The sequence below is a fragment of the Piscinibacter gummiphilus genome (assembly GCF_002116905.1).
GTDB lineage: Bacteria > Pseudomonadota > Gammaproteobacteria > Burkholderiales > Burkholderiaceae_C > Rhizobacter > Rhizobacter gummiphilus.
In genome coordinates, this window is sequence record NZ_CP015118.1 from 3180819 (window position 1) to 3205825 (window position 25007).

Below are 25007 nucleotides of genomic sequence, written 5' to 3' on the forward strand. Positions count from 1 at the left end.
TCCTTGGTTTCGTCTTGGGTTTCGGGTGCGTCCAGCATGCCGCAGGTGCCGTGGGCGCCACTTCGATCAGATCAAGGAATCGAACGAAACCGGCCGAGCGGCCTGCTGCAATGCGAGCGCGGACCATCCTGAACCACAGCCCGGCCTCGCTGCGCGGGCGCTTGATCGGGGACTGGCGGCTCAACGGCGTGCGGGCCGACTACGACGAGGGCGTGTGTTCCGACGTGGCGCGGCGTCCTCCACGTGGAGGATGCGCGTGCGATGCAGGGGATGGCATCGTCGGCGCGTGTCGAACGGACCGCCATCACGTTGTCACGCGCCGGGCTCATCTTGGCGTCTGGCGGGGGCCGTTCCGGCACACCGCGGCAAGGGAGGGGCCCATGGGACAGATCGTCAATGCCTGTGCGTACGCCAACAACGAGGTGGCGTACATCGCCTGGAACCTGGACGGCCCGATCGAGGGTTGCCTCGGCTTCGAGGTCACCCGGGTCTACCTGAACGCGGACGGCACCGTCGCGTTGCGGGACGGCAAGGAGGACCGCGTGCGGTGCGCGAGCTGGGTCGGTTTCCCCGGCCAGCGCAACCCGCACTGGTTGCCGCAGCACACCGGCATCTGGCCCGTCCAGAAGCTCGAGTGGCGCGACCTCACGCTGCGCAAGAAGCGCGACGGTCTGCGCCTGCGGCCCGCCGAGGTGTTCGTGCACTACGAGGTGCGGCCGGTGGGTGACCTGGTGGACGGCCTGGAACCCGCGCCCGATCCCACGCCAGCGGATGTCGAGGTGGTCCGGCGCGATGCCCGCGGCCGCCCGGTCGAGGACGCGCAGCACCGCCCCGTCATGGAGGTGGTGAAGGCCTACGAGGGCAAGCCTCGCCCGCTCGGCTACCTGGGGCCGGCCGTCAAGACGGCCCCCGTGCGCGCGACCAGCCGGCGTGGCGTGTTCCGCTCGACGTTCACCAACGGCATCCTGTCTGCCCAGTGGCTGCGCAACGTGCTGATGGAGGACGGCCGGATCACCCCCGACGAGCTGTTCCAGAAGATCTCGAACCCGCACGATCCGCACCGCAAGTACCTCGCGGGCGACGTGCTGCCGCTGATCCACGAACTGTTCGCGCGGCCGGGGACGTTCCACCTGGCGCTGTACGAGCTCGACGACAAGGAGTTGGTCGACCTGCTGCTCGCGAATGCCGGGCGGCTGCACCTGATCCTCGCGAACACGGGACTCGACGACGGCGAGTGGGACCGCCGCAACGCGCCGGCGAGGCGCGCGCTGGTCGATGCGGGCGTGGACATCCAGCACCGGCTGTTCAACAACGCGACCCACATCGGCCACAACAAGTTCGTGGTCCACGTGCCGGCGGACGGTGGGCCACGCTCCGTGTTCACGGGCAGCACCAACTGGACGTCGACCGGCGTGGCGGGCCAGAGCAACAACGCGCTGCTGATCGAGGACGACCGGGTCGCCCAGGTGTTCATGGACTACTGGCACCGGCTGAAGGACGACGAGCTGGAGGTGCCCGATCCGTTCGGGCGGCCGATGTCGAAGAACCAGCCGGGCCTGCCGCTGCGCATCGCCAACGAGGCGCCGGACTCGGTGGCGCTCGCGAACGGCGCGCGCATCGACCTGTGGTTCTCGCCGAACATGCGCCAGCGCACCAAGGGCAAGAAGACGCCGCCCGACCTGCAGGAGGTGTACCGGCGCATGCGCCTCGCGCGGCAGGCCATCCTGTTCCTCGCGTTCTACCCGGCCCAGAGCGGGAAGGACTGCATCATCGGCGAGGCGATCGAGATCGGCCGCAAGGACGGGCGGCTCGTGGTGACGGGCGCCGTCTCCAGTGCCCAGGCCATGCCGAACTACGTGCCGGCCCAGAAGAACGACCCGGACGACGACAGCGACGACGAGGCCGCCGAGGCGCCCCGCACGTTCTTCGAGCACAACGTGTCGATCGTGCGCGCCTCGCGCATCGACGACCGGGCGCTGCTGGCTGACTTCGGCGCCGAGCAGCTCACGGCCAAGGGGGGCATCGGCGCCATCATCCACGACAAGGTGGTGGTGATCGACCCGCTGTCGCCGGACTGCACGGTGGTCCTCGGCAGCCACAACCTCGGCTTCAAGGCGTCGTACTGCAACGACGAAAACCTCGTGATGGTCACCGGCGACCAGGCACTCGCCGAGGCGTACGCGGTGCACGTGCTCGACGTCTACGACCACTACCGGTTCCGGGCGATCCAGTCGGAGCGCCAGCAGAAGCGGCAGAAGGGCTGGTCCGGGTTCCTGGACGGCGACGACTCGTGGCTGGAACCCTACGTGGAAGGCGAGAAGGGCGCGTTGACGCGCTACTTCGCGAGCGGCCGCGGCGGCTGAGCCATCAGCTTCTGGATGCGGGTGCCCAGGCCCTGGTGTTCCGCGGCCGAGTTCTTCCGCAGCACATTCGTGACCAGCGTGACCATGTAGTACTGCTCACGCGTGGCGGCCGGGGCCTCGACGATCGCGATCGAGTTCATGTAGTTCTCGACGTCGCCGCGGTACTCGCCGCAGGCGCCGGGGCGGGAGCATTTCCACAGCGAGCCCGACTTGAAATACACGGCGGCGTTCGCGAGCGCGGGCGACGAGGCGTAGCGGATGCGCCGTTCGGTCACGTACAGCAGCCGCTTGATCTCGCGGCTGGACCATTCGTCGACGAGGCGTCCCTGCTCGACGCGCAGCAGGTAGCGCATCAGCTCCCGCGCCGTGCCGTAGCTCTCGCCGGGGCCCGGCACCAGGCGCTTGCCGGTGGCGGTGAAGAAGCTCGCCTGGCGCAGTTGGTCGAGGTCGAGGCCGTTGCGCGTGATGGGTTCGAAGAACGTGCGTTCGAAGAGGGCGGTGAGGTCCTTCTTCGGGGTCTCCGCGAAGAATCGCTTGATCTCGGGTTCGGGTGGCGGGTAGGCCGTGCCGTACTGGCGCACCAGCATCGCCTCGCGCATCACCATGCCGGCGGCGGAGTTGGAGCTGGGCGAGAGCATCCAGTCGACGTACTCGAGCAGCGAGGCGCGGTCGCCAGGCTGGATCGTGCGGCGCACGAGCTTTTTCGTGGCCGGGTCGTAGAAGCGCACCGTGTGGTGGTCCCACTGGGAGAAGCCGTCGGCCGTGACCGTGGTGGACTGCAGCAGCTTCATGCGTGCCGCGGTGTCGTTCGGGTGCAGGTCGGCGAGGGCCTGGAACAGCGCGAGGGCCACGGCGATCTTGCCGACGCTGCCGACGTTCTGCTTGTGGTCGCCGCGGTGTTCGGCGTAGCGCGGATGGTCCGGGTCGGCGAGGTCGAGCACACCCAGGCCGTACTGGTCCATGCCGCCGTCGAGCAGGGCCTGCACCTGGCGGGTGAACTGCGGGTCGGGGGCGGGCAGGTCCCAGGTCTTGCCCACGAGGCGCAGGTCCACGTCGGCCAGCGGCAGCATCGCGCCCGGTGGCTGCTTGACGTCACGCACCTTGCCTTCATTGGCCAGGCGCAGGCCTTCGAGGCGGCGAATGCCGGTGGATTCGTAGGCGTCGAGCGGGTAGGCGTGGGCGAGGGCCGCCGCGGTGGCGAGGGCGGCGGCGGCCAGTCGGGCAAGGGTCATTGCGGACGCTCCTTCAGGTTGACTCGGCGCTGCTGCGGGTCGGCGAGCGCGCGGTCCATGCCCGCGAGGTACTGGCTGCCGCGGGCCTGGCGGCTCTCGTTGAACGGGCGGATCTGCAGCAGCCACAGCTTGCCGCCCACGAAGGCGAACTCGACGTCGGCGGCGGCGAGGCCCCCATTCGCGTCGTGCTGCGGGAACTGCGCGGGGATCTGCGCGGCGAAGTCGATCAGCGCGCGGATCTCGGCGGGCTGCAGCAGCGTCTCGGCGCCGGTGGCGGGCAGCAGCGCCACGCCGCCCGAGGCCTGCGGCACCATGCGCGTCGGGGCCGTGGCGACGGCCATCAGGCGCACACGGGCGTCCGAGGTGCGCACGCGCAGCGACTCGGCCGCCTGGCCTTCCACCGCGCCGCCCACGCCCTCGTTGACGGCCAGCGACAGCACGCCGCGGTCGCCGGAGTCCACGTCCTGCGTGATCATCACGCCGGACTTCTCGGCCGGCACCGTCTGCATCAACAGCACGGCGGGGTACACGTGCTCGGGGCCGCGCATGTGGGCCTGGCGCCAGGCCCAGGCGCGCGGGGTGTACGGCGACGCCCAGACCGAGGCCAGCGCCTTCATCACCGCCTCGAAGCCGACGACGTTGGGCAGCGTGAGGTTGAGGCCCGCGCCGGTGAAGCCGGGGAGGTCTTCCACGTTGGTGTCGGAGCGCACGAACACGCCGCCCTGGAAGCCTGCGCCGAACTCCTTCGCCATCGCGGCGCGCAGGCGGTCGCGGAACTCGGGGCCAGGGTCGGTGCGCAGGATGGTGTCGTAGATCTCCGCGCGCAGCGCCTCGGAGGCGCGTTCGGCGTCCGGCGAGTTGGCGGGCAGGGCTTCGAGTGCGCGGAAACGTTCGACCATCCACTGGAAGAAGGTCTTGCCGGTGCTCTTGTAGGGCCGCTCCAGCACGGCTTGGCGGTAGAGGCCGAAGGGGATCGCCACACCCTTCACGACGTGGTCCGGGAAGCGCGAGCGCAGTTCGCCCACCTTCGCCGCCTTCGGGCCCACGATGCGGCCCGAGTCGGTGGCACGCAGGTCGTCGAGGCTGATGAAGCCGCGGCGCGTGAGGTCGAGCTTGCCGAGGTCGGCCTCGAACACCTCGTTGCCACCCGAGGCCACGGCCTGGCCGAAGACCGCGTTCCACTGCGGGCCGTCGTCGGCGAGTTCCACGAGGCCCGCCGGGCTCACCGCGAACACCACGGGTTTGCCGTCCTTCGGTTGCAGCAGACCCAGCACCGACTCGTCGATGGCGACGTTGGGGATGCCGAGGTTGCGCGCGAGCAGCTGCACGTGCGAGAGCGGGTTGCCCGCGCCGGTGGTCAGGATGCCGCCGACCGGCGTCAGTTCGGCGACGGTCTCGGGGAGCACGTAGATGCTCGTCGCGCGAAAGGCGTCGAGGCGTTTCATGTCGGGCCGGGTCACGAGTGTGCCGCGGGCGAGGCCCGGGTTGAGCGCGGTGAACCCGACGCCCACGTCACGGCCGAACACCTTGTGCTGCACGCCCGCGGCGCGGTTGGCGTCGCGGGTCAGGCCGTCCAGGACCTGGCTGAAGAGCAGCAGCGGGCTGCCGCGCACCTGGTCCTGCACGAACAGGTCGGCCTTCGGTTCGATCTCGGCGAGTTTGGCTGCGGCGAGGCCGAAGTGGAAACGCAGCGTCTGCGTGCCCCAGGCAGGCACGCGCGCGAGGTCGGTGAGTGCGGCGCGGTAGGTGGCGAGGTCGACCTCGTCGGCCTTCACGGAGTCGAGCGAGGTGTCCAGGGCCTCCACCTGGCGGCGGCCCAGGAGGCCCGTGCCGTAGGTGGCCTGGACACCGGCCCGCAGCACGGCAAGGTTCGCCTGGCGGGAGGCCGAGGCCATCGTGTCGCGCAGGACCGAGCCGAGGCGCAGGTTCTCCGCTTCGGCGGCGAGCGAGAGGTCGATCACCTGCAGGCGGTCGGTGCCGGACTTCACGGTGGGAGCGAGGTCGCGCAACGAGGCGAGCAGCGTGGCCGTGACACCGAAACGGTCCACGTCGGTCCCGGCGGCCGACCAGGCGCGGCCGGTGTCGGCGAGCGCCTGGTGCAGCACCGGCTCCCGCGAGCCCACGGCACGGGCGGTGGCGGCCAGATCGTCGGCGAGCGGGCGAGGGCGGTACACGGCGTCGATGTCGGCAGCGAGACCTTCCAGGCGTGTGCGCTGGTCGGCGTCCTTCACGTGTCCAGCGTACTCGCGCACCGATGCCGCGTCGCCGGCCTCGGGGGCGTTGTGGATCTTCGCGCGCAGCCGCTGGAAGCCCGCGTCGCGGTCGGCGAGCGACGCCGCCGTCTGCCGCACCTTCTGCATCGACGCCTCGTCGCGGCCATGGGGCAGCAGGCGGGCGGAGGCGCGCAGCATCACCCAGCGGCCGTCGATCCAGTCGGGACGGGATGCCAGCGCGACGAGCAGGTCGTGGGCGCCCTGGCGCTCGTCCTCCTCCTGCACGGCGCCGCGGTAGTACTGGGCGCGGCGGAAGATCCAGCCGTCGTCGGCGGCGATCAGGTACTTCTCGATCAGGAGCTGCGCCTGGGCATCGACCGGGTCGGCCGGCAACACCACCTTCTCCTTCGGGGGCAGCGCCAGCACGTTGGCGACGAGCCAGCCGCGCGCACGCAGCTCGCGGGTCTGCGCGCTCCACTGGCCGTGCTGGATGCCGCCGCCACGCGATGCACAGGCGTACGCCTTCGGCGGCCAGTCGGTGCCGTCCTTGCAGTACCAGCGCACGCCGGAGAACGGGCCGCGGTCGTTGCGCTTCATCCCGTCGATCCAGGCGCGGTAGGTCGCGGTGTCGTGCGCGGGCTTCGGGGGCGCGGCCGACGGCAACAGGGGACACGCGGCCAGCGTGGCGCCGAGCAGCAGGGCGCGGAGCAGGGGAGTCGGGGTCATGGATGCTCCTGAGGGGCCGGCACGAGCCGGTGGAAGCGGCGGCCGACCCAGACCGCCAGCGCGAGCCAGAGGCCCACGAGGACGAGGTTCATCAGCGCGAAGCCGGACACGCCGAGCGTGAACCAGACCGTGCCGGCGTAGACGGTGGCCGCGGAGAACAGGTCGCCGATGCGCACGAAGAACGAGTCGATGGTGGGCTTGCCCTTGTACTTCTCCTCGCGCGAGAGCGGGAGGTACAGCATGTGGTTGACGGTGTTCTGCAGGGAGTAGTCGAGCGAGTTCTCGGCCGTCTTGACCCAGCGCACCACGGCCAGCACCGGCATCAGCACGGCCACGAGGTAGCTGCCGAACGCAACGATGGGCAGCACGCAGATCGCCACCGCCACCCCGAGGGTCTTGACGAGGCGCGAGACGACGAAGAGCTGCAGCAGCATGCCGAGCAGGTTCACGACCTGGAAGTAGCTGGCGTAGAAGCCGCCGATGAAGACCCCGGTGCGGTCGCGTTCGAGCAGGCCGGCGGCGACCTGGGCCTCGGCGCCTTCGCGGACGATGCGGCCGAGGATGTACTCACCTGACGCGTTCACCCAGTTCAGCACCAGTACGAGCAGCGCGATGCCGAGCAGGTACCGGTTCTGCAGGACCACGGCGAACGGGTTGCGGTCGCCCAGGCCTTTGGCGGCGTCTTCCGCGTGCGGCGGGCGGACGACGGTCCTGCCCGAGAAGTGGTCGATGAGGTTGAAGAGCACGAGGCTCGTGCCGAGCACCAGTGAACCCACGAGCATCAGCGGACGCACGCCCACCACGTGGATCAGGTGCCCGGAGATGAACGCCCCGAACACGGCGCCGCTGGAGGCGCCGAAGGCGATCAGCGCGAAGAGGCGCTTCCCGGCCTCGGGGGTGTAGAGGTCGTTGCAGTAGGCCCAGAACTGGGCGATGACCATCAGGCTGAAGATGCCGAGCCACAGGAAGAACGCCACGCCCACGCCGATGCCGCGGCCGGAGAGCACGTAGAACACCGGCGGGCAGGCGATGAAGAACAGCGTGACCACGTTGATGAGCCGGCGGCGGTCCATGCGGCGCGCGAGCGCCCCGTACAGCGGCACGATGGCCAGCAGCATGGCCGCCTGGACGGCCATGGCGTAGCTCTTGATCTCGGCGCCGCCGGGCTGCGCGAGGATCAACGCTTCGCGCACGGGTTTCATCACGTAGTACGCCGCGAGAATCAGGAAGACGTTCAGGGCCAGCAGCAGCACCTGCGGGCCCTCGCCGTCGCGCACGTCGGTGAAGAGCCGGAGCGAGCGCTCCAGCAGGCGGGAAGGGCGCGCGGCTGCGGTGGCCGGCGGCGTCATGGCGCGGCCGGGGCGGGCGTGTTGCCGAACCAGGCGAGGCGGCGTTCTGGCAGCCACCCCACGTCCTCCTGGTGCCGGAGCCACGCGTTGAGGTACAGCAGCAGGTCTGCATCGGAGGCGCGCACCGCGAAACCCTCGCGCCGGCGGGTCAACGGCTCGGCCAAGGGCATCGACAGGGCCGGATGCCCTTCGGCGGCGAGGGCCTCCGGCAGCGGGGTCTGTGCCGCGACCGCATGGAGTTCGCCTGCCAGCAGGGCCTGCCAGGTGGCGGCTTCCGATGCGAACGGCTTGATCGAGGCGTTCGGTAAGCGCTGTCGGGCGACCCGGCTGGCGAGACCCTCGGTGACGCCGAGGATCACCTCGGCGCGATCGAAGTCGGCGGCGCGCCGCAGCCCCGACGATTTCTCTCGGTGCGCGATCAGTGTGACCTGGGTCGCCGCGTAGGGGTCGCTGAAGGCGAGGGTCAGGGCGCGGCGTGCCGTGGGCCAGAGGCTCGCGGCCAGGTCGGCGTCCCCGAGGGCCACGTCGTCGGCGATGCCGTCCCAGGTGCTGTGCACGAACGCGAGCTTCACGCCGAGGTCGGCGGCCAGGCGGTTGGCGACATCCACGTCCAGGCCGGTCCAGCGTGCATCGTTGTCGGCGAAGAACCAGGGGCGTTGGGGGATGACGGCCACCGTGAGCGTGCCCTTGTGGCGGATGCGGCCCAGGGCGGTACGGGGTTCGTGGCGGGCCGGGCGAGGGGTGGCGGAGAGGGCCCAGGGACTGGCGAGGGCGGCGGCCGCGCCGAGGGCGATGCGTCGTTTCATCGAAGGTTCCTGGTGCTCAGCGGTCGCGGTAGTAGTCGGTGTAGACGGCCCGGTTGCTGTCGCGGGTGATGCGCAGCCCGTCGCCTGTCCGGGTCACTGTGTAGGTGGAGCCGTCGTCGACGCGGATGCGGTCGCGGCCGGACCACGCACCCCGTGCCGTGCCGGCGCTCGACTGGATGTTGACCCGGCCGTTGGAGCCGACCTGCATCGTGGCCTCGATCCGGACGGCCGGTGTGTAGCCGTGGTACGAGCCGATCGCCCAGTACGGCACGGGGGTGTCGCCGGGTTCCGGGGCGGGGGGCGTGGGCGACGGGGTGGCGTCGTCCCGCTTGTTCTTGCTGGCGAGGATGGCGGCGAGCAGGCCGACTCCGACGGCGCCTGCCACGATGGCCGCGGTCTTGTGGTCATCGTGCCTGGACTCGTCGCCGACGAAGAAGCGCCCCTTGCAGCCCCGGTCGACCCAGATGCCTTCGGTCTCGGTGCCCCACGTGTCGTTTTCCTTGCAGGGCCAGAGGCCGGAGGAGTCGAGCAGCCGCACCGTGCCGTGCCGGCCCGTGTTGCAGTAGGCGCGGCGCATGCCGTGGCTTTCGCAGCGGACCTCCTGGCCGGCGACCGCGACGCGGGGCATTCCCGAAAGGACGAGGCAGGCCGCGAGAAGACGGATGCCGATGCCACGAAACGTTTGCGCCATGCGCAGATCCTCGGAGGGGTGGGAGGGAGCCATTCGTGCCGGCCGGCGGTGCGGCGGGCCGCACTCGCGCCGCCATTTCAACCGGGGCTCCAGACGCTGTCAACGGTGTGCAACGGTCGGCATTGTGCGAATGGCGCAAAGCGACCATTGCAAATGCAAACGCGAATCGCTACCATTTGTGTTTGTATCGAATGGCAGTACTCGAACCGTGCCTCACCACCCACCTGCGCGACGGCTGCGCCGCAATATCCGAGTCCGATGGGGCTGGCTGATCGGCACCGCGGCCGCGACGAGCATCGCGTCCGCGCAACCGGCGCCCGCGCTTTCTCCCATCGTCGTCACGGCCACCCGTACCGAACGCACGGTGGATGACGCGCCGGTGCGCACCGAGGTGGTCGGCCGCGACGAGATCGAACGCACCCGCGCGGTGACGTTGAAGGACGCTCTCGAGAACGTGCCGGGCCTGCAACTGCGCGAGGTGCACGGCAAGTCCGGCTACGAGGTCACGCTGCAGGGCATGACCAGCGATCAGGTGCTCGTGCTCGTCGACGGGCTGCCGATCACCGCGAGCACGGGATCCACGGTCGACATCAGCCAGTACCTGCTGTCCGCCGTGGATCGCGTCGAGGTCGTCAAGGGGGCGTCGTCCGCGCAGTACGGTAGCGCGGCGATCGGGGGTGTCATCAATGTCATCACGCGGCCCATCCAGCCCGGCTTCTCGGGCCAGGTCACGGTCGACGCGGGGTCGCGGGGATCGCAGGACGTGTCGTCGTGGCCCACCCGCAAGCACGGGCAGTTCCTGCTCGAGGGCGGTTCCGACACGCTGCGTGCTCGCCTCTCCGGCGACGCCGTGAAGGACGCGGGCTTCGCGGTGAACCCCGACGGCTGGGCCCGCCAGGGCGACGCCGTCGAACGCCAGCAGGTCGCGTTGCGCCTCGCCTGGCACCCGTCGCGCAGCGGCGAGGTGTGGGCCGAAGCCGGCACGTACGCCGAGGACGACGAGCAGCGCTACACCACGTACGTGCCGCCGAACGAGGTGCTCCAGCGCAAGACCGAGGAGATCACCCGCGACCGCATCGCCTCCGGCGCCCGCTGGACCTTCGAGAACGGCGTCTCGGTGCAGGCCAAGGGCGTGGCCGAGGGCTACGACAGCGAGTCCATCGAATACGCCGGCGGCGCCGCGGGCTCGCGCCGCAACGCCGAGATGCGCATGCGCCACCTGACGCTGCAGACGGACCTGCCGGCCTGGGCCGGGCAGCTCTGGCAATTCGGCGCCGACGTGCACGAGGACACCCTCGACCAGACCGTCAACGGCGTCCCCGAACTCGACGGCAACGGCAGGGCCAAGCGGTCGAGCAACGAGCTCTTCGTGCAGAACGACATCGTGCTGGGCGACGACTGGGAGCTGCTGCTGGGTGCCCGCTACCAGGACGACTCCGACTTCGGCGGCCACCTCGCCCCGAAGGCGAGCCTCAAGGCCAACGTGTATTCGTCGGGCGACTGGCGCGGCGTGCTCCGCGCGAGCGTGGGGCAGGGCTACCGCGTGCCGAACCTGAAGGAGCGGCACTACCGCTTCGACCACAGCTCGATCGGCTACGTGGTGATCGGCGACCCGAACCTGAAGCCCGAGTCGTCCGACAGCGTGCAGCTGGGCGGCACGTTCGACTTCGGCCCCGCCGTGAAGGTCGACGCGAACCTCTTCTACAACCGCGTGAAGGACCTGATCCAGATCGACCAGGACAACGGCGTGCCGGTCAACGGCATCACCGAGTACCGCTACGAGAACGTCGGTCGCGCCCGCACGCAGGGCCTCGAGACGGCGGTCCGCTGGCAGGCGACCCCGTCGCTCACGCTGCAGGCCGCCTACACCCGCACCGACACCGAAGACCTCGAGACGGGCCTCGAACTGACCCGCCGCCCGAAGGACATCGCCCGCATCGGCCTCGACTGGGCCGCGGCGCCCGGCACCCAGGTCTCCGTACGCGGCCGCTACCAGAGCAGCGAACTCGTGAACACCGCGACGCAGGGCCGCTCGCCCGCCTTCGGCACGGTGGACGCCACGGTGAACCAGCAGTTCGGCCACGGCCTCACCGGCTTCCTCGGTGTCAGCAACCTCTTCGACCGCCAACGCGACTTCGCGGACGCGAATGACTTCGGCCCCCTGAGCGGCCGACTGATCTACCTCGGCGTGACCTACGCCTTCGGCAAACCCACCCCCTGACGGAGCAACTCCATGAACAAACCTTCCTTCCTGGCGCTCGGCGCCGTCGCGTGTGCCGCACTGCTGGCCGGCTGCGGCAGCGGTGGTGACGACGCCGTCGACACGACCCCGGTGGCCACCACCGAGTTCACGCAATCGGGCGAGTGGAAGTTCGTGCTGCCGGCATCGGGCACCAGCGTCTGCTACGACCTCGAGGCCAAGGCGGCCGTCGCCGACTGCAGCGGCGCCAAGTGGGACCTCAAGGTCAAGAGCGGCGGCATGACCGCCACCCTGTGGACCAACGGCGGCACCAGCGGCACGGGCACGGGTGGTGCGTTCGGCGGACCGTTCGACCACACGTGGGCCGAACTGCAGGCCTGGAAGAACGGCACGACCGACCCGACGAGCGGCGCCATCCCGGCGACCGTGTTCCTCGCGGACTCGGCCGCCAGCGTGTTCACCGGCAAGAACGACATCCAGTCGGCCGCGTTCGAGTACGGCGTGACGGGCGCGAGCTCGGACCACTCGTTGTATCCCAACTTCCGCGTGTTCCTCGTCACCACCGACAGCGCGCAGGCCAGCGCGGTGGGCACCGCCACGTCGCCGGTGTACGCGCTCCAGGTCATCGGCTACTACGGCTCGGCCGGCACGCCGCCGTCGTCGACGGGCAGCACCTCGGGCATCGTCACGTTCCGGTACGTCGACCGCAACGGTGGCGCGCCGCTGACCGCCACCGTCGACGCCCGCGCCGGCTGGGTCTACTACGACCTGAAGACCAACACGGTCAGCAGCGCGACCGGCACTTGGCAGATCGCCTTCAACCGCTACAACGTGAAGCTCAACGGCGGCGAGTCGGGCACCGGCACGGTGGCCGGCTTCGTCGGCAAGACCCCGGCCGGCTTCTACAACGCCGATGGCACGCTGGTGGTGTCGAAGTTCTCGGCCACCACCAACGTGGCCGACACGCTCGCCGACCTGACCGCGGCCGACATCGCCGTGCCGGCCCGCGCCAGCGCCTGGTCGAAGGACTCGCTCTCGTCGGCGCTGAACCCCGCGTACACGGGCACGTACCCGGCCGCGCTGGACTACGGCTGGTACAAGTACTACCCGACCGCCGACACCACGCTGGGTGTCGTCCAGCACCAGATCAAGGCTCAGCCCGACCGCGCCGCGCTGATCCGCACGGGCGAGGGCACCGGCTATGCCCGCTTCCAGCTCGCGAGCATCGACTACGCCGATCCCGCGGTCGCCACGAGTGCGCAGACGTGGACCATTAAGTACGACCTGCAGCCCTCGAAGTGAACCCGATGTCCAGCCCTCTGAAGTCGACCGCCATGACGTCTCCCGCTTCCTCCTTCTCCGCCCTCCGCGAACGCCACGATGCCCTCGTGGCCGCGGAGCCCAAGCTCCGCATGCGTGACCGCGCAGCCCGCCTCGGCGCCTCCGAGGCGCAACTCGTGGCCGCCGAGTGCGGCGCCACCTCGGTGGCGCTCGCCGGCCCCGCCCTGGCGATCTTCAAGGAGATCGGCACGCTGGGCGAGGTGATGGCCCTCTCGCGCAACGACTGGTGCGTGCACGAGCGTCACGGCCGCTACGACGGCATCCAGGCCGACGGCCCGGTGGGCCTCGTGCTCGGTCCGGACATCGACCTGCGCCTGTTCTTCTCGCAGTGGAAACACGCGTACGCCGTCACCGAGAACGGCCGCCACAGCCTGCAGTTCTTCGACGGGCAGGGCGTGGCCGTGCACAAGGTGTACCGCACCGAGGCCACCGATGGCACCGCATGGGACGCCCTGGTGGCCAAGTTCGCGGCCGCGGAGAAGGCTTGGCCCGAGGCCGTGGCCGCCACGCCGGCCGACGAGCAGTCGACGGTGGCCGATGCGCAGGCTTTGCGCTCGACCTGGCTCGGGCTGAAGGACACCCACGAGTTCTTCGGCATGTTGCGCCAGTTCAAGGTGTCGCGCCTCGCCGCGATGGAAGCCGCCGGCCCGGACCTGGCCCAACGCGTGGACGACGCCACGGTGGAGACGGTGCTGAACGCGGTCGCCGCCTCCGGCCTGCCCATCATGTGCTTCGTGGCGAACCGGGGCATCGTGCAGATCCACACCGGCCCGGTCAGCAAGCTCGTGCGCACCGGTCCGTGGTTCAACGTGCTGGACCCGAAGTTCAACCTGCACCTGAACACCGAGGCCATCGCCTCGTCGTGGATCGTCAACAAGCCCACCACCGACGGCTGGGTGACCTCGCTCGAGGTGTATTCGGAGACGGGCGAGATGATCGTGCAGTTCTTCGGCGAGCGGAAACCCGGCAAGCCGGAACTGCCGGCCTGGCGTGAACTGATGCTGGGCCTGTGCGCCGAGCCGCTCGCGGCATGACGGCCTCGATGAACCGCCGCGCGGTGCTCGCCGCCGCGCTCGCGCTGTCGGCGGTGGGTGCGCAGGCGGCACCGGCCAAGCGCATCGTCTCGCTCGGTGGCGTGGTGACCGAGATCGTGTTCGCCCTCGGCGCGGGCGACCGCGTGGTGGGTGTCGACGACTCCAGCATCTACCCCGCGGCCGCGCACAAGCTGCCGAAGGTGGGCTACTACCGCGGCTTCTCGATCGAAGGTGTCGCCAGCCTCAATCCGGACGTCGTGCTGGCCTCGGACCAGGCCGGCCCGCCGGAAGCCCTCGAACAGCTGCGCCGTCTCGGCAAGACGGTGGTGATGCTGCCGTCGGTGCCTACGGTCGACGCGCTCGCCGCGCGCATCGACGGCGTGGCCTCGGCCCTCGGCGAGAAGGCGGCCGGCGACCAGCTGGTCGCCCGCATCCGCGAGCAGGTGGCCGCGGCCACGAAGTCCCCGGGCGGGCAGAACGTGCTGCTCGTGAGCAGCCGTGCCGGCAAGCTCGAGGGCGCGGGCCGCGAGACGGCGGCCGACGCGGTGCTGCGCCTCGCGGGCGCCCGCAACGTGCTGGCGGGCGAGCGGGGCTACAAGGCCCTGTCGGCGGAGGGCGCGGTGTCGCTCAAGCCCGAGGTCATCGTCACCACCACGATGTCGGTGGGCGCGGCTGGCGGCCTCGATGCGTTCCTGGCCCAGCCGGGCATCGCGGTCACGCCCGCGGCGAAGGCGCGGCGTGTCGTCGTGATGGACGACCTGCTGCTGCTCGGCTTCGGCCCGCGCCTGCCGGAAGCACTCAAGGTCCTGCAGGACGGGCTCGCGGGTCGCAAGTAGATGACCGCGACGTCCGGAACGATGGCCTCCGGCCTGCCGGCGCGCCGCCGCGTGACACCGGTGGCCGTGCTGGCGGGCCTGGTGGTCGTGCTGCTCGTGCTGATGGTCGCCTCGGCCGGCAGCGGCGCGGTGGCCATCCCGTTCCAGCGGGTGCCGGGGCTGCTGCTGTCGGCCCCGGTCGACGGGCAGGACGCGCTGTGGCGCAGCGTGCTCGTCGAGGTGCGCCTGCCGCGCCTCGTGTTCGCGTTGATCGTGGGCGGCGGGCTCGCGATCGCGGGCACCACCATGCAGGCGCTGTTCCGCAACCCGCTCGCCGAACCCGGGCTCATCGGGATCTCGCTGGGCGGGGCGATGGGCGCGGTGATCGCGATCGTGCTGAACGCCAACAGCCTGTGGACCATGGCCCCGGCCGCCTTCGCGGGCAGCCTCGCGGCCACCGCGCTGGCATACAAGCTGGGCGGCCGCCAACCCGGTGTCGCGGGCGTGCTGCTGGCCGGCATCGCGATCAACGCGATGTGCGCGAGCGTCATCGGCATCTTCACCACGCAGGCCAACGACACCCAGCTGCGCAACCTCACGTTCTGGAACATGGGCAGCCTCGCGGGCGCGAGCTGGACGATGCTGGCCTGGCTCGGGCCTTGGGTCGCCGTGCTGTCGGCCCTGCTGATCCGCGAGTGGCGGTCGATGAACGCGCTGCTGCTCGGTGAACGCGAGGCCCACCACCTCGGCCACGCCGTGCGGCCGCTGCGCCGCCGCCTCGTCGTGCTGGCCGCCCTGCTGGTCGGGCCGCTCGTGGCCGTCAGCGGCACCATCGTGTTCGTCGGCCTCGTGGTGCCGCACCTGGTGCGGCTCACCACCGGTGCGGACCACCGCTGGCTGCTGCCCAACACGCTGGCCGGCGGCGCCATCGCGCTGACCCTGGCCGACTGGCTCGCGCGCACGGTCGTCATCCCCGCCGAGCTGCCGATCGGCATCGTCACGAGCCTGGTGGGCGGGCCGTTCCTGCTCTGGTTGCTGTTGCGCAAGGGGACCTGATGCTTCTGGCCCGAGGATTGGATTGTTCCCGCGGGGGGCGCACCGTGCTGTCGGAGGTGACCGTGTCGCTCGACCCCGGCGTGGTGCTGGGGGTGCTCGGCGCCAACGGGGCCGGCAAGAGTTCGCTGCTGGCGACGCTGTCGGGGGAGATCGCCCCCGCCGCGGGCCAGGTGACTTTCGACGGGCAGCCGCTGTCGTCGTGGAGCGCGAAGGCGCTCGCTCGCCGTCGCGCCGTGCTGCCGCAGGCGCCGTCGCTGGCGTTCGACCTCGATGTGCGCGTCGTCGTGGAGATGGGCGCCTACGCGTTCCCGGAACTGCCGCCGCGCGAGGTCGAGTCGCTGGTGACCCGCGCGCTGCGGCTCGCCGATGCGGAGGCCTTCCGCGACCGCCGCTACGGCGCGCTTTCGGGGGGCGAGCAGCAGCGGGTGCAGTTCGCCCGCGTGCTGGTGCAGCTGCTGGCGGGAAAAGCGTCCGGCGAGTACCGCGTGCTGTTCCTCGACGAACCCACCGCGAGCCTGGACCCGCGCCACCAGATGGACCTGCTGGCCACCGCGTCGTCGCTGGCCCGCGACGAGGGACTGGCGGTGCTGGTGGTGCTGCACGACGTGAACCTCGCCGCGGCGTGGTGCGACCGCCTGCTGCTGCTGGCCGGACGCCGCGTGGTGGCCCACGGGACGCCCACCGAAGTGCTGACGTCGACCCACCTGCGCCAGGTGTACGCAGTCGACGCGCGCGTGATGCCGCACCCGGCCATCGCGGGCCAGCCGCTGGTGGTCTTCAGCCGGCCGGCGGCCTGACCCGTCCGGTCAGCGCGGGCGCGGCAGCTTCACCGTCGCCCGCAGGCCGCCCTCGGGTCGGTTCTCCAGGGTCAGCGTGCCGCCGTGGCGCTGCACGAGGTCGCGTGCGATGAACAGCCCGAGCCCCGTGCCGCCGCCACTGGCCTTCGGCCGGGCGTCCAGCGAGAAGAACGGCTGGAACACCGCGTCCATCAGGTTCTGCGGAATGCCGGGACCGGTGTCCTCCACGACGATGCTGACGGCGTCCGGCGTGGTGCGCACGTCGACCGCTGCCTCGCCGGCATACCGCAGCGCGTTGCTGAGCAGGTTCGACAACACGCGCCGCAGCGCCGTCGGCTGCACCACCACGGTGGCGGGACCGCCGTGGCAGGTCACGCGGTGACCCTGTTCGACGAGGTCGTCGGTCAGCGCCTGTGCGAGGGCCAGGGCATCCGTGGCGCGGGGTGGTTCGGCCAGCGCGTCGCTGCGGAAGATCTCGAGCACCGAGTCGATCAGCTCGTTCATCTCGCGCACGTCGGTCACGCAGCGGGCCGCCGCAGGCTCGTGCTGCAGCGATTCGAGCCGGATGCGCATGCGGGTGAGCGGCGTGCGCAGGTCGTGCGAGATGGCCGCCACCAGCAGGCCTCGGTTGCGGAACTGCGAGTCGAGTTGCCGGGCCATGTCGTTGAACACGTGAGCCGCCTCGCGAACCTCCACCGTGCCGGCGTCCTCCTCCAGCACGGGCAGGCGTTCGTGGCCGCCGACGGACGACGCGAGGGACTGCGATGCGGTGACCAGCCGGCGCATCGGCGCCGACAGCCAGCGCGCGCCCCACCACGAAGCCAGGCCGATCACGAGGAAGCGGATGCCGTAGTCGAGCAGCAGGCGGAGCGTCGGGGTGCCCGACTGCATCGGACGCGGACGGTCCTCGGGGCCCTCGCCACGCGGCGGGAACGGCCGGTGGCCGAGCAGGCCCGGCGTGGGCGGCAGCGAGGGAAGCGGCGGGCCGTCGGCGATCGAGAGGCGCCGCGGTGGTCCGCCGGGCCAGCCGTCGCCCCTGGATTGGACCGCGACGACCTGGAAGGCCACGACGTGGCTCGCGACCAGCGCGACCCACATCAACAGGAACAGCCGCTTGAACAGCGTGTCGTGCCACCAGCGGGTCATCGGGAAACCTCCGCGCTGTGCGCCGCGGTGCGAGCCCCCTTCGGAGCGGCCGGGCGGGGGCTCATGACGCCACCTTGGCGTCGAGCACGTACCCTTCGCCGCGCACCGTGCGGATCAGCGCGGGTGCGTCGTGCGCCTCGTTGAGCTTCTGGCGCAGCCGTGACACCGCGAGGTCGATGCTGCGGTCGTTGACGGAGGGCCCCGAACCCGGCGTGGACCGGGCGGTGGCCTCGACCAGCTGCTCGCGCGACAGCACCCGGCCCGGCTTCGCGACGAAGGCGGCCAGCAGCCGGAATTCCGCGTTCGACAGCGCCACGGCCACCTGCGTGGGCGAGACGAGCAGCCGCTGCAGGCAGTCCATCGTCCAGCCCGCGAAACGCACCGACCGCGGCACGTCCACGTCGGGGCCCGGGGCGGGCCGCGGCGCGCGGCGCAGCACCGCGTTCAGCCGGGCGACGAGCTCGCGCGGCTCGAAGGGCTTGGCGAGGTAGTCGTCGGCACCCATCTCGAGGCCGATCACACGGCTCACCGGATCCCCCTGGGCGGTCAGCATGACCACCGGTGTCGTGTCCTCCTGGTGACGCAGCCAGCGGCAGAGTTCGAGGCCGTTGGCGTCGGGCAGCATCACGTCGAGCACGATCGCCTGCACACCGCCCGACGCGACGGCGTCGCGGAAGCCCGCGCCGGTGGCCGCCGTGCGCACGTCGAAGGCGAAGGTCCGCAGGTAGTCGGCGAGGGTGGTGCGGATCTGTTCGTCGTCGTCGGTGAGCAGGATGCGTGTCACAGGGGCGTCCCTTCGGTCGGTGCGGAGGGGCGGGTGTCGGCAGGGAACATCGGGGCAGGGCGAGGGGACACGGAAGCCCGCGATGCTGCGCCGCCTGTGTATCGGTCGTGTGGCCCCTTTGTTTCCGCGCCGACGCAAACGGGCGTCCGCCGGCGTCCCCCGTGTACGATTGGTCCTCCCGCCCGTTCCGGGCCGCTCTCCGTCGTTCGAACATGAACTGGCAGGACTTCCAGCACCGATGGATCGGCCCCGGCCGCCGCCGCCTGCGCACCTACCTGGTCGCGCTCGTGCTCGCGACGATGCTGCCCACCCTCGTGGCCGGGGCCTTCGCGCTGTGGCGCACGTCGGAGTCCTACCGCGAGGCCTCGGGCAACCGGTTGGCCGACACCGCGCGCACGCTGGCTTACGCCATCGAGCGCGACCTGAACGCGAAGACCGTGCTCGTGCAGACGCTCGCGGCACCCGTCGGTGGCGCCGCGGGCATCGCCGGCCTGCAGGAATGGCTCGACGGCGCGGGACTGCTGCCGGGAGCGGAGGTGATGTCCGAGCCAGTCACCCACGTGCGCCTCACGCCGCCCACGCGGCGCTTCACGGCGGGCGGGCTGCCCAGCGACACGGCCCTGGCCGTGGCCGACCATGGCCGGGCGTCCGTCACGAACCTGTTCGCCGACCCGCCCCGTGCGGCCATCGTCACCCGCCAGTCCGCGGGGCCGGGGTCGTCGGAGATGCTGCTGGTGTCCGTGATGGTGGCGCCGCAGCACCTCGTGCAACTGGCCCCGCAGGACGGCCCGAACCAGCTCGCGATGCTCGTGGCCGTCACCGACGGTGCGGGACGGGTCATCGCCCGGTCGCGCGATGCCTCGCGGTTCATCGGCCAGGTCGTCCCCGACTGGGACAAGGTGCGCGCCGCCGTGTCTGACCATGGCCTGTTCGAGGCGGCCACCACCGAAGGCCTGCCGGTGAAGTTCGCGTTCCAGCGCCTCGCCGGCACACCGGGCTGGGTGGTGGTCGCGGGCGAGCCGCTCGACACGTTCAACGCCGGCTGGCGCCGCCTGCAGAACCAGCTGCTGCTCGGGGGCGCACTGGCCGTGGTGCTCGCCTTGCTGCTGGCCGCATGGGCGGCGCGCCGCGTGCTGCGCCCGGTCGCCGCGCTGGCCCGCGATGCCGAAGCCGCCGCGGCCGGCGAGGCGGGCGTGGCCGGGCAGCCGCTCGGCGAACCGTCCACCATCCACGAGTTCGAGTTCCTGCGCGAACGCATCGCCAACGCCCACGCCGCCTTGCACCAGCGCGCCGAAGACGCCCGCCGCAACGCCGAGGCGCTGGCCATCAGCGAGCGGCGCCACCGCGCGCTGGCCGAAGCCGGCGCCCTGGTGCTGTGGCGCAGCACCCCCGATGGCCGCCTCATCGCCGCCGCGGGCTGGGAGCCGCTCACGGGGCAGCCCGAGCCCGAGGCGCTCGGCTTCGGCTGGGTCGCCCGCGTGCACCCGGACGAACGCGGCCGAGTCACGGGGGCGCTCGGAAACATCGCCACGGGTGACCGCGAGATCGACGTCGAGTTCCGCCTCGCCACGGCGGCCGGCGGCTGGCGGTGGGTGCGGGTGCGCGGCGTGCTGATCGACGAACCCGGGCAGGAATGGGTCGGCGCCCTCGAAGACGTCGACGAACGCCGCCGGGCCGAGGCCCACGTCGCCCACCTGGCCCACCACGACCCGCTCACGCAGCTGCCGAACCGCACGCGCCTGCGCGAACGGCTGGTGGACGCGCTGCGGCACGTGCGCGAGGGCGCCCGCGCCGCGGTGCTGTGCCTTGACCTCGACCGCTTCAAGCACGTCAACGACTCGCTCGGCCACCCCGCGGGCGATGCCCTGCTGGTGGCGGTGACCCACCGGCTGACCCACGTGGTGCGCGACGGCGACACCGTGGCCCGCCTGGGCGGCGACGAATTCGCCATCGTCCAGACCGGCCTCGCCTCCACGCGCGATGCGGAGGTGCTGGCCGAACGCATCGTGAGCACGCTGGGCGCGCCCTACGAGCTGAACGGCCACCAGGTCAACATCGGCGCGAGCGTGGGCATCGTGCACGCGTTGTCGGTCGACGCGGACCCCGACCGGCTGATGGCGTGCGCCGACATGGCGCTCTACTGTGCGAAGCAGGGCGGCCGGGGTGGGTACCGCACCTTCTCGCCGGACATGGACGTGCGCCTGCAGGGGCGGCGGGACACCGAACGCGAACTGGCACAGGCGCTCGCGCGCAACGAGTTCGAGGTCAGCTACGAGCCGGTGGTCAACGTGCGGTTCGGCAGCATCTGCGCGTACGAGGCGAAGGTGCACTGGCAGCATCCGCTGCGCGGACCGCTCGAACTGGCCGAGGTGTCCGGCCTCGCCGACGAGATCGGCGTGCTGCGCCCGCTCGGCGACTGGATCCTCCGCCAGGCCTGCGTCGATGCGGCCGCCTGGCCCGGCGACGTGCGCGTGGCTGTCGACATCACCACGGGCCAGCTCGAGGACGCGGCCTTCCCGGGCATCGTGGCCGTGGCGCTGCAGCGGTCGGGGTTGCCGGCCGGGCGGCTCGAGCTGGAGGTGGGCGAACACGCGCTGGCCGATGGGGCCGAGCGGGTGCTGGAGGCGCTCCACCACCTGAAGGCGCTCGGCGTGCGCATCGCCATCGACCACTTCGGGTCCAGCCGCTCCGCGCTCGGGTGCCTGCGCAGCTTCCCGTTCGACAAGGTCAAGATCGAAGAGAGCTTCGTGCGGCAGATGGGCGTCGACAAGGAAGGCGACGCCATGGTGCGGGCGCTGACCGCGCTGTGCGACACCCTGGGCGTGGCCAGCGCGGCCTCGGGCGTCGATGCCCAGGCGCAACTCGACCTCCTCAGCGACGAGGAGTGCGTGGAGGTGCAGGGGCGCCTGTTCGGTGGCCCGCTGCGGGCGTCCGACGTGGCCCGGCAGTTCGCGCAGGCCGGGCAGGGACCCGGACTGACTCCGGCCGGCTGAACGCGGCGGCGAGTGGCACGCGCGGCCGGACGCCGAGGCCGCGGCGGCCGCGCGCGAACAACCGCACCCCGGCCGCGAGCGGCCGGAGCGAGGCATGGACTCACGCGAGGCCCGTCACCCGGACCGCGGGCTGCCCGATCCTCCCAAGCGCAACCAGGGCCGCGAGCGGCCCGAGCGGATTCCGGAACCGGCGAGCCGGCCCCGAACGTTCAGCGAGGTTGGAGGGTCAGAGCGAGGTGGCCGCGAGGGCACCCACCGTGGTGTCGACCGAGGTATCACCGTCGAGCGAGCCACCGAGGGGCATCGGGGCGCTGTCGCCGCCGAGCGGGTCGTTCACCGAAGTGCGCAGGGGGCGGATGTTCTGCGCGAGGCGGCCCTTGGGGCCCTGCACGAGGTCATATGCCACGGCCTCGCCCTGCTGGAGGGTGCGGAACCCTTCCATCTGGATGGCCGAAAAATGAGCGAAAACGTCTTCGCCACCGCCTTCGGGTTCGATGAAACCGAAACCTTTGGCGTCATTGAACCACTTCACCGTACCGACAGTCATTCTGGGTTCTCCCGATCCCTTGTTGTGCACAAATTCTCGGTTTCAGTGGGGCGCCTTGTCAATACCACGGTGGGGGGTGGGAGGGCGATTCGGAGATCCCCAAAATAAATGTCCGCAAAGCACCAATTCCGGGCTTGAGGCGGACGGGTTCGGCGCAATATCCATCCCTGTGACCGATCGCCAGCCGACTCGATAGAATCATTCCATGCCAGAGGAAAAGCCGATCCCCCCACAGACGCCGAAGCCTGCCGTGCCCGACGATGGGCAGGGGGCTGTCGTCGCCGAGAGACAGGCCGCAAAGACGGAGCCGCCTCGCATGTACCAGGTGGTGCTGCTGAACGATGACTACACGCCGATGGAATTCGTCGTGATGGTCCTGCAGGAGTATTTCAAACGAGATCTGGAGACAGCCACCCAGATCATGCTCAAGGTCCACAAGGAGGGCCGGGGCGTGTGCGGTGTCTATACGAAGGACGTGGCAGCAACGAAGGTCGAACTGGTGGCAACCGCCGCACGTCGCGGCGGGCACCCTTTGCAATGCATTATGGAGGCCGCATGATTGCGCAAGAGCTTGAAGTCAGTCTGCACATGGCGTTCGTCGAGGCGCGCCAGCAGCGCCACGAATTCATCACGGTGGAACACCTGCTGATGGCGCTGTTGGACAACCCGTCGGCCGCGGAAGTGCTGCGCGCCTGCTCGGCCAGCATCGACGAACTGCGCAAGAGCCTTGCGCAGTTCATCAAGGAGAACACGCCCACCGTCGGTGGTGCCGAAGAGGTGGACACCCAGCCCACGCTCGGCTTCCAGCGTGTGATCCAGCGCGCCATCATGCACGTGCAGTCCACGGGCAGCGGCAAGAAGGAAGTGACCGGCGCCAACGTGCTCGTCGCCATCTTCGGCGAGAAGGACTCTCACGCCGTGTACTACCTGCACCAGCAGGGTGTCACGCGCCTGGACGTGGTCAACTTCATCGCCCACGGCATCAAGAAGTCGGACCCGCCGGAAACCCCGAAGGCGAACGACGGTGCCGGCCAGGAAGGCGAGAAGGAGGAGGGCGAAGCCAAGGGCTCGCCGCTCGACCAGTTCACGCAGAACCTCAACCAGATGGCCCGCGACGGCAAGATCGATCCGCTCATCGGCCGCGAGCACGAGGTCGAGCGCGTGATCCAGATCCTCTGCCGCCGCCGCAAGAACAACCCGTTGCTGGTCGGTGAGGCCGGCGTGGGCAAGACCGCCATCGCCGAGGGCCTCGCCTGGCGCATCACCCAGAACGACGTGCCGGAGATCCTGGCCGACGCGCAGGTGTACTCGCTCGACATGGGCGCGCTGCTCGCGGGCACCAAGTACCGCGGCGACTTCGAGCAGCGGCTCAAGAGCGTGCTCAAGCACCTCAAGGACCAGCCGAACGCCGTGCTGTTCATCGACGAGATCCACACGCTGATCGGCGCCGGTGCGGCGTCGGGTGGCACGCTGGACGCCAGCAACCTCCTCAAGCCCGCGCTCAGCTCGGGCTCGATGAAGTGCATCGGCGCCACCACGTTCACCGAGTACCGCGGCATCTTCGAGAAGGACGCGGCCCTGTCCCGCCGCTTCCAGAAGGTCGACGTGGTCGAGCCGTCGGTCGAGCAGACCGTCGAGATCCTGAAGGGGCTGAAGTCGCGCTTCGAGGAGCACCACAGCGTGAAGTACGCGCTGGGCGCCCTGCAGGCCGCGGCCGAGCTGTCGGCGAAGTTCATCAACGACCGCCACCTGCCCGACAAGGCCATCGACGTGATCGACGAGGCCGGTGCCGCGCAGCGCATCCTGCCCAAGAGCAAGCAGAAGAAGACCATCACGCGCAACGAGGTCGAAGACATCGTCGCGAAGATCGCGCGCATCCCGCCCGCGAGCGTGTCCAGCGACGACCGTTCGAAGCTCAAGACGCTCGACCGTGACCTCAAGAGCGTGGTGTTCGGCCAGGAGCCGGCCATCGACGCGCTGGCCGCCGCCATCAAGATGGCGCGGTCCGGTCTCGGCAAGCCCGACAAGCCGATCGGCTCGTTCCTGTTCAGCGGCCCCACCGGCGTCGGCAAGACCGAGGTCGCGAAGCAGCTCGCGTTCATCCTGGGCATCGACCTGATCCGCTTCGACATGAGCGAGTACATGGAGCGCCATGCCGTGAGCCGCCTCATCGGCGCGCCTCCGGGCTATGTCGGCTTCGACCAGGGCGGCCTGCTCACCGAGGCCATCACGAAGAAGCCGCATGCCGTGCTGCTGCTCGACGAGATCGAGAAGGCGCACCCGGACGTCTTCAACGTGTTGCTGCAGGTGATGGACCACGGCTCGCTGACCGACAACAACGGGCGCAAGGCCGACTTCCGCAACGTCATCATCATCATGACGACGAACGCGGGGGCCGAGACCATGAACAAGAGCACCATCGGCTTCACGAATGCCCGCGAGTCGGGCGACGAGATGGCCGACATCAAGCGCCTGTTCACGCCGGAGTTCCGCAACCGCCTGGACGCCATCGTGAGCTTCCGTGCGCTCGATGAGGAAATCATCATGCGCGTGGTCGACAAGTTCCTGCTGCAGCTCGAGAGCCAGCTGTCCGAGAAGAAGGTGGAAGCCACGTTCACCGATGCGCTGCGCAAGCTGCTCGCGAAGAAGGGCTTCGATCCGCTGATGGGCGCCCGCCCGATGCAGCGCTTGATTCAGGACACCATCCGGCGCGCGCTGGCCGACGAACTGCTGTTCGGCAGCCTGGTCGACGGCGGCCGCCTGACGGTGGACGTCGATGCCGACGGCAAGACGGTGCTGGACATCCAGCCGCCGCGCAAGAGCGACAAGCCGAAGGCGGAGCCGGCCACGGCCTGAGCGGTTCGAGCACGCAAGCTCCAGTGAAGCGGCGAAGGGCGCAAGCCTTTCGCCGCTT

At 70.6% G+C, this 25007-nt stretch carries 18 protein-coding genes; 10 read left to right on the top strand and 8 right to left on the bottom strand.

The genetic code is table 11. From position 1 onward, the window contains the following. The first annotated feature begins 380 nt into the window (after positions 1 to 380). Complete coding sequence (locus A4W93_RS14225; RefSeq protein ID WP_085751225.1) at positions 381 to 2363, top strand: phospholipase D-like domain-containing protein; 1983 nt, start codon at positions 381 to 383, stop codon at positions 2361 to 2363. On the opposite strand, the gene A4W93_RS14230 is transcribed toward A4W93_RS14225, so the two are convergent. The 5 genes from A4W93_RS14230 to A4W93_RS14250 are packed head-to-tail and all read right to left on the bottom strand — an operon-like array spanning position 2336 to position 9380. Next, complete coding sequence (locus tag A4W93_RS14230; protein WP_085751226.1) at positions 2336 to 3595, bottom strand: serine hydrolase; 1260 nt, start codon at positions 3593 to 3595, stop codon at positions 2336 to 2338. The genes A4W93_RS14225 and A4W93_RS14230 overlap by 28 nt on opposite strands. Next, positions 3592 to 6534, bottom strand: a complete 2943-nt coding sequence (locus tag A4W93_RS14235; protein WP_085751227.1) for a PEP/pyruvate-binding domain-containing protein — start codon at positions 6532 to 6534, stop codon at positions 3592 to 3594. The genes A4W93_RS14230 and A4W93_RS14235 overlap by 4 nt, the downstream gene beginning before the upstream one ends. Then, positions 6531 to 7883 (bottom strand): NTP/NDP exchange transporter, encoded by a 1353-nt coding sequence (locus tag A4W93_RS14240; protein WP_085751228.1) that lies wholly within the window; start codon positions 7881 to 7883, stop codon positions 6531 to 6533. The genes A4W93_RS14235 and A4W93_RS14240 overlap by 4 nt, the downstream gene beginning before the upstream one ends. Further along, positions 7880 to 8689 carry a transporter substrate-binding domain-containing protein gene (locus tag A4W93_RS14245; RefSeq protein ID WP_085751229.1) on the bottom strand — a complete coding sequence of 270 codons (810 nt, stop codon included), beginning with the start codon at positions 8687 to 8689 and terminating at the stop codon, positions 7880 to 7882. The genes A4W93_RS14240 and A4W93_RS14245 overlap by 4 nt, the downstream gene beginning before the upstream one ends. Positions 8690 to 8705: 16 nt before the next feature. After that, the gene (locus A4W93_RS14250; RefSeq protein ID WP_157782158.1) at positions 8706 to 9380 is read right to left on the bottom strand and encodes a DUF3011 domain-containing protein; all 675 of its coding nucleotides are present in this window, start codon (positions 9378 to 9380) and stop codon (positions 8706 to 8708) included. Positions 9381 to 9744: 364 nt separating this feature from the next. Between A4W93_RS14250 and A4W93_RS14255 the strand changes: the two genes are divergently transcribed. Genes A4W93_RS14255 through A4W93_RS14280 form a run of 6 tightly spaced genes read left to right on the top strand, consistent with a single transcriptional unit; the run spans position 9745 to position 16623 of the window. Further along, positions 9745 to 11601 (top strand): TonB-dependent receptor plug domain-containing protein, encoded by a 1857-nt coding sequence (locus A4W93_RS14255; protein ID WP_237357783.1) that lies wholly within the window; start codon positions 9745 to 9747, stop codon positions 11599 to 11601. A 12-nt stretch (positions 11602 to 11613) separates the two neighbouring features. After that, positions 11614 to 12882 carry an HmuY family protein gene (locus A4W93_RS14260; protein WP_085751232.1) on the top strand — a complete coding sequence of 423 codons (1269 nt, stop codon included), beginning with the start codon at positions 11614 to 11616 and terminating at the stop codon, positions 12880 to 12882. A gap of 32 nt (positions 12883 to 12914) precedes the next feature. Further along, the gene (locus A4W93_RS14265) at positions 12915 to 13955 is read left to right on the top strand and encodes a hemin-degrading factor (protein ID WP_085754171.1); all 1041 of its coding nucleotides are present in this window, start codon (positions 12915 to 12917) and stop codon (positions 13953 to 13955) included. Continuing rightward, complete coding sequence (locus A4W93_RS14270) at positions 13952 to 14791, top strand: heme/hemin ABC transporter substrate-binding protein (RefSeq protein ID WP_099959902.1); 840 nt, start codon at positions 13952 to 13954, stop codon at positions 14789 to 14791. The genes A4W93_RS14265 and A4W93_RS14270 overlap by 4 nt, the downstream gene beginning before the upstream one ends. Continuing rightward, entirely contained in the window at positions 14792 to 15826 is a 1035-nt protein-coding gene (locus tag A4W93_RS14275; RefSeq protein ID WP_407081710.1) for a FecCD family ABC transporter permease, read from the top strand. It abuts the gene before it with no gap. Then, positions 15823 to 16623, top strand: a complete 801-nt coding sequence (locus tag A4W93_RS14280; protein WP_174694905.1) for a heme ABC transporter ATP-binding protein — start codon at positions 15823 to 15825, stop codon at positions 16621 to 16623. The genes A4W93_RS14275 and A4W93_RS14280 overlap by 4 nt, the downstream gene beginning before the upstream one ends. A gap of 9 nt (positions 16624 to 16632) precedes the next feature. Here the strand turns inward: A4W93_RS14280 and A4W93_RS14285 are convergent, their stop codons facing one another. Further along, a complete protein-coding gene (locus tag A4W93_RS14285; protein WP_085751234.1) occupies positions 16633 to 17769 on the bottom strand; it encodes an ATP-binding protein in 1137 nt (378 codons plus the stop codon). 61 nt (positions 17770 to 17830) lie between these two features. Continuing rightward, the gene (locus A4W93_RS14290; RefSeq protein WP_085751235.1) at positions 17831 to 18553 is read right to left on the bottom strand and encodes a response regulator; all 723 of its coding nucleotides are present in this window, start codon (positions 18551 to 18553) and stop codon (positions 17831 to 17833) included. Between the two features lie 212 nt (positions 18554 to 18765). Here A4W93_RS14290 and A4W93_RS14295 point away from each other — a divergent pair, with 212 nt between their 5' ends. Then, a complete protein-coding gene (locus A4W93_RS14295) occupies positions 18766 to 21546 on the top strand; it encodes a bifunctional diguanylate cyclase/phosphodiesterase (RefSeq protein WP_085751236.1) in 2781 nt (926 codons plus the stop codon). A 226-nt stretch (positions 21547 to 21772) separates the two neighbouring features. Here A4W93_RS14295 and A4W93_RS30700 read toward each other — a convergent pair whose 3' ends face one another. Then, positions 21773 to 22093, bottom strand: a complete 321-nt coding sequence (locus tag A4W93_RS30700; protein WP_085751237.1) for a cold-shock protein — start codon at positions 22091 to 22093, stop codon at positions 21773 to 21775. A gap of 205 nt (positions 22094 to 22298) precedes the next feature. On the opposite strand from A4W93_RS30700, the gene clpS reads away from it, so the two are divergent. Next, positions 22299 to 22652, top strand: a complete 354-nt coding sequence (gene clpS / locus A4W93_RS14305) for an ATP-dependent Clp protease adapter ClpS (protein ID WP_085751238.1) — start codon at positions 22299 to 22301, stop codon at positions 22650 to 22652. Then, complete coding sequence (gene clpA, locus A4W93_RS14310; RefSeq protein WP_085751239.1) at positions 22649 to 24949, top strand: ATP-dependent Clp protease ATP-binding subunit ClpA; 2301 nt, start codon at positions 22649 to 22651, stop codon at positions 24947 to 24949. Before clpS ends, clpA begins: the two co-directional genes overlap by 4 nt. Positions 24950 to 25007 lie beyond the last annotated feature (58 nt).